7 protein-coding genes are annotated in these 4210 nt (G+C 62.1%); 4 read left to right on the forward strand and 3 right to left on the reverse strand.

What is annotated here, in order from left to right; all coding sequences use genetic code 11:
* From RBB42_RS27795 to iolB, 3 genes are all read left to right on the forward strand, one after another.
* Window positions 1-306: thiamine pyrophosphate-dependent enzyme (locus tag RBB42_RS27795; RefSeq protein WP_305972678.1), on the forward strand; the 306-nt coding region annotated here is incomplete at its 5' end.
* The gene (gene iolE, locus RBB42_RS27800) at window positions 306-1211 is read left to right on the forward strand and encodes a myo-inosose-2 dehydratase (RefSeq protein WP_305972677.1); all 906 of its coding nucleotides are present in this window, start codon (window positions 306-308) and stop codon (window positions 1209-1211) included. The genes RBB42_RS27795 and iolE, both read left to right, overlap by 1 nt.
* Window positions 1212-1222: 11 nt before the next feature.
* On the forward strand, window positions 1223-2029 hold the full coding sequence (iolB, locus tag RBB42_RS27805) for a 5-deoxy-glucuronate isomerase (protein WP_305972676.1): 807 nt from the start codon (window positions 1223-1225) through the stop codon (window positions 2027-2029).
* A gap of 48 nt (window positions 2030-2077) precedes the next feature.
* On the opposite strand, the gene RBB42_RS27810 is transcribed toward iolB, so the two are convergent.
* Window positions 2078-2347 (reverse strand): hypothetical protein, encoded by a 270-nt coding sequence (locus RBB42_RS27810; protein ID WP_305972675.1) that lies wholly within the window; start codon window positions 2345-2347, stop codon window positions 2078-2080.
* A 10-nt stretch (window positions 2348-2357) separates the two neighbouring features.
* Here RBB42_RS27810 and RBB42_RS28205 point away from each other — a divergent pair, with 10 nt between their 5' ends.
* Window positions 2358-2477, forward strand: a complete 120-nt coding sequence (locus tag RBB42_RS28205; protein ID WP_371931828.1) for a hypothetical protein — start codon at window positions 2358-2360, stop codon at window positions 2475-2477.
* 151 nt (window positions 2478-2628) lie between these two features.
* On the opposite strand, the gene RBB42_RS27815 is transcribed toward RBB42_RS28205, so the two are convergent.
* Window positions 2629-2958, reverse strand: a complete 330-nt coding sequence (locus tag RBB42_RS27815; RefSeq protein WP_305972674.1) for a hypothetical protein — start codon at window positions 2956-2958, stop codon at window positions 2629-2631.
* Window positions 2959-3107: 149 nt separating this feature from the next.
* The coding region (locus tag RBB42_RS27820; RefSeq protein WP_306043478.1) for a plasmid recombination protein at window positions 3108-4210 on the reverse strand (1103 nt) is incomplete at its 5' end.

Genomic DNA, 4210 nt, shown 5'->3' on the forward strand with positions numbered 1-4210 from the left:
TTCAACAACCTGCTGGACCACGCGATCGGCGGCGAAAACTCCAACATCGACTTTGCCAAACACGCCGAGGCGATGGGGGCAATATCGGTCAAGGTCGGCTCGATTGCCGAGCTGGAGTCGGCCCTGGCAAAACGCGGTGAGCACAAGAAACCCTATGTCGTCGTGATCGACACCGATCCGTATCCCTCCACCGAACCTGGCGGGACATGGTGGGATGTCGGTGTCCCCGAGGTGTCCGCGCGCGAAGAGGTGAACAACGCCCGCGCCAATTACGAGGCCAAGAAGAAATTGCAGAGGGTCGACTGATGGCTGTGCAGATCGGCATTTCCCTGATCGCCTGGCAGAATGACGACCTTCCGGATCTGACAAGGGACTACACCACCGAGGGCGCGATGGAGGACGCGGCGAAGATCGGCTATGCCGGCGTCGAACGCGGTCGCCGGATGCCTGCGGACACGGAAGGTCTGCGCGCCTATCTTGACCGCTATGGCGTGGCGCTTTGCGGCGGCTGGTGTTCGGGCAACCTGCTGGTCAATGACATCGAGACCGAAAAGGAAGCGATCCGCGAACAGGTCGAACAATTCGCCGCCCTGAACGCCCCCTGCATCGTCTACGCCGAGTGTTCCAACACCATTCAAGGGGCGCAGGACATCCCCGTTTCGCGACGGCCCAAGCTGACGCGCGACGAGGTCATGGCCTATGGCGCCAAGCTGTCGGAAGTGGCGAAATGGGCGCGCGGCAAGGGCACCGGCCTCAGCTATCATCACCACATGGGCGCCATCGTGCAGGACGCCGAGGATATCGATTGGTTGATGGAAGGGTCCACCGATGATCTGATGTTGCTCTATGACACCGGGCACCTGCATTTTGCCGGGGCGGACCCGGTGGCGGTGTTGGATAAATGGGGCCACCGGGTGCACCACGTGCACTTCAAGGACGTGCGTCCGCCCGTGCTCGACTGGGTCCACAGGGAAGACAAAAGCTTTCTCGACGGCGTGGCGTCAGGCGTCTACTCGGTGCCGGGCGATCCGGAGGGCTGTATCGACTTCCAGGCGGTGACCGACAAGCTGAAGGCGATGGATTACACCGGCTGGATCGTCGTCGAGGCAGAACAGGACCCGGCAAAGGCGCCTCCGTTCGAATACTCGAAGCTCGGCTATGACCATATCGTCAAGATCTGCAACCGTTCCGGCCTGACAATCGCAAGCTGAGGAGTCCCTCAATGCCCAACCTGCTCTGCAAACCCTTTGGCTCCCGCGGCAAAGTGCACCAGATCACGCCCGAAAGCGCCGGATGGCGTTACGTCGGATTTTCGCTTTATCATCTGCGTGCGGGTGATACCGCAGCCGAACTGACTGGGAACCGCGAAGTGATCCTCGTCTTGGTCGAGGGCAAGGCGCGGATTATCGGAGCCGGGCAGGACTGGGGCATTCTGGGCGAGCGCATGAACGTGTTCGAGAAGTCGCCGCCACATTGTCTCTACCTGCCGGACGGGACCGAGTGGGAGGCCAGGGCGGAAACCGATTGCGTGCTTGCGGTCTGCTCGGCTCCTGGCAAAGGGGGCCATGCGCCGCGGCGGATCGGACCGGACGGCATTTCGCTCACCAAACGCGGCAAGGGTGCCAACACCCGCCACATCAACAACATCGCGATGGAAGCAGAAGATTACTGTGATTCACTCTTGGTGACCGAGGTCTTTACCCCGGCGGGCCATTGGTCGTCCTATCCCAGCCACCGCCACGATGAGGATGATTTCCCGCGCATCACCTACCTTGAGGAAACCTATTACCACCGTCTGAATCCCGGCGACGGTTTTGGCGTTCAGCGTGTCTACACCGACGATGGCGGTCTGGATGAAACCATGGCGGTCAAGGACGGCGACGTGGTGCTGGTGCCGCGCGGCCACCATCCTTGCGGCGCGCCCTACGGGTTCGAGATGTATTATCTGAACGTCATGGCCGGTCCGCGCCGCAACTGGCGCTTCGTGCCCGCGCCAGAGGTGAAGTGGATCATGGAGCGGGATGCGTAACACCGGGGCCGAACTGCTCTTCACGGGCCATCCGGTCGAGAAGGTTGATCACCGCCTTTCCCCGGCGCGCGACGCGCAGGTTCCGTGCCAGGCTATCCAGTAGGTCCGGCTGACACTCAGGTCCGGAAACAGCCGGACCAGGTCTGGCGCGTCCGCCGTCAAGAAATCGTGCGGAATGCCAATTCCGACGCCGGCGGGCACCGCCTTCCACTGACCGATGGCGGAAGAGATTGCGATACCGGACTGCCAGTCACGCAGGAACTCGGCAGTGTGAATCAGCTCGCGCGTGCAAATCAGATCGTCGACAATGGCGGCCATCCGGAAATGGATGACCTTGTACAACCACAAGCGCTCTCACTCAGCCCTCGGCGGCAAGCCTCCGGCGCTGGCCTATTGGCAGAGAAATGCCACCAACCAACCCGATCAGCAGGTGCAACGCGTAGCTTAAATTACGCCAGATCCTGTCCAAGAGACGGGGAGTAGCTCACAGTTCGGCATTGGCTCCTGTTGCACCTGTGGAAAAAGCTCCTTTCGCAGCCCAAAGAAAAAGGCGCGGGTTTGGACCCGCGCCTTGATCATGGCTTGTTGGGGGCGTGACGTTATTTGGTCAGGCTTTTCTTTGCGGCGTTGCGGGCTTCTTTCTCGGCAGCGATTTCGGCCTTTCGGTCTTCGACGAGGCGAGTGACCTCGGCGGGACGCATGTGATGCGTCGTGATCAGTGCGGCGGTCTTGGCGGTTGCGGCAAGTTCGACCGCTGCAAAGAAGCCGCTGAGCAGTGCCGGCTGGCGGGAGAGTTCGGTGAGAACCTTGTCGAACCTTGCTTGGGTCGTCTGGCGCAGGGCTTCATGTGCTTCGCCTTGTGTGACGGCTTCGGCAATCTGGCTGATGACAGCCAGGTGCTGGGCGGTAATCTTTTTGGGTTGTTTCATGCTGTTTCCTTTGGTGGCATGTGTTGGTTCGTTGACGCGGATGCGCCGGAGAGTAGCCGCCTGCCTGTCGATCAGGGCATGGCGGCTGACGGGGAAATCGGGTCCTGCCTCCGGGTGCCAAGAATTCTTTCGAAGGTTTGAGTCCCTGATCAGTCGCGCGGGTCGCGATCCTCCCTCCGATCTCGTCTTTGGAGCAGGCTCGGCAGTCTGGCGATTGCGGCCGCAATGGGTGGGCGGGCTGCGGCGATCCCAGTGCGGGCTTGCCGAGAGAGGTGTCTGGCCGCTTCTACCAGTGCGGTGTCGGCTGCCCGGATCTGATTGAATGCGCTTTCCAATTCGGCGCGGGCACCTTGCCTCGCGCGTTCGCTGAGCCGGTCCAGCACCCGTCCAAAGAGTTTCCTGGCAGCACGCTCGCGGGGACCCGCGGCCCGCGATTCATCGATTTCAGCGACCTCGGTCTCGCCCCGGGCCACGGAGCGCGCGATGGAAATCACGGTGTCCGCGTCGCTCTCGCGGGCCGTGATACATCTTTCCCTGTCTGCCAGTTCCGCCTCCTGTTGGCGTCGCCAGTCGCGAGGGCTGACATGCTGGCGGTGTTTGGGTACGTCCTGTTTCGGTTCGTCTGCACGTCGGGCGGCATTCTCCTGGCGGGCTTTGCGAATGGCGGCGGCGCGTTTCTCACCGCGAACGAGGCCCAGGTCGGCGAACCACGTCCCCACGCTGTCCTGCGCTTTTTCATAGTCGCGGATCATCTCGTGTTTCGACGGCTGCAGCATGCGTCGACCGTCCCTGGTGGTCGCGCGCGGCACGATCACCGCATGGATGTGATAGGCCTCCTCGTCGAGATCGGCCCGTGCGTGGACCACGTCCTCTCCGAACTGTGCTGTCAGCCAGGACTTGGCGAGGGCTTCGAAACGATCTTCGCGGCGATCTCCGAACAGATCGTCAATCGACTCCGTGTCGAATGCTTCTAACCATTTGCGGTTGGCGGTGAGGATGATTTCCCTGAGCGGCCCGTGACGCGTTGCGCGCCAGGGATCCCTGGGGCCTTCGGCGATGCGCGCCTGCATCTCCGTCACACGGCGGCGCTTCTTCAGCTTGGCCAGTTCCGCCGCAAAATTTGCAAGCCGCATGTCCTCGATCTCGTCGCGGACTCTCTCGGCCCAGTCCTCCGTGCCAATCAGGCGTCGGTTCAAGGGGCTGCGCGCGGCATCGACGTGGCCAAGATCTCCCCCCTTGCGGTTGCAGTGAC

The sequence above is a fragment of the Mameliella sp. MMSF_3455 genome (genome assembly GCF_030733205.1).
Taxonomy (GTDB): domain Bacteria; phylum Pseudomonadota; class Alphaproteobacteria; order Rhodobacterales; family Rhodobacteraceae; genus Antarctobacter.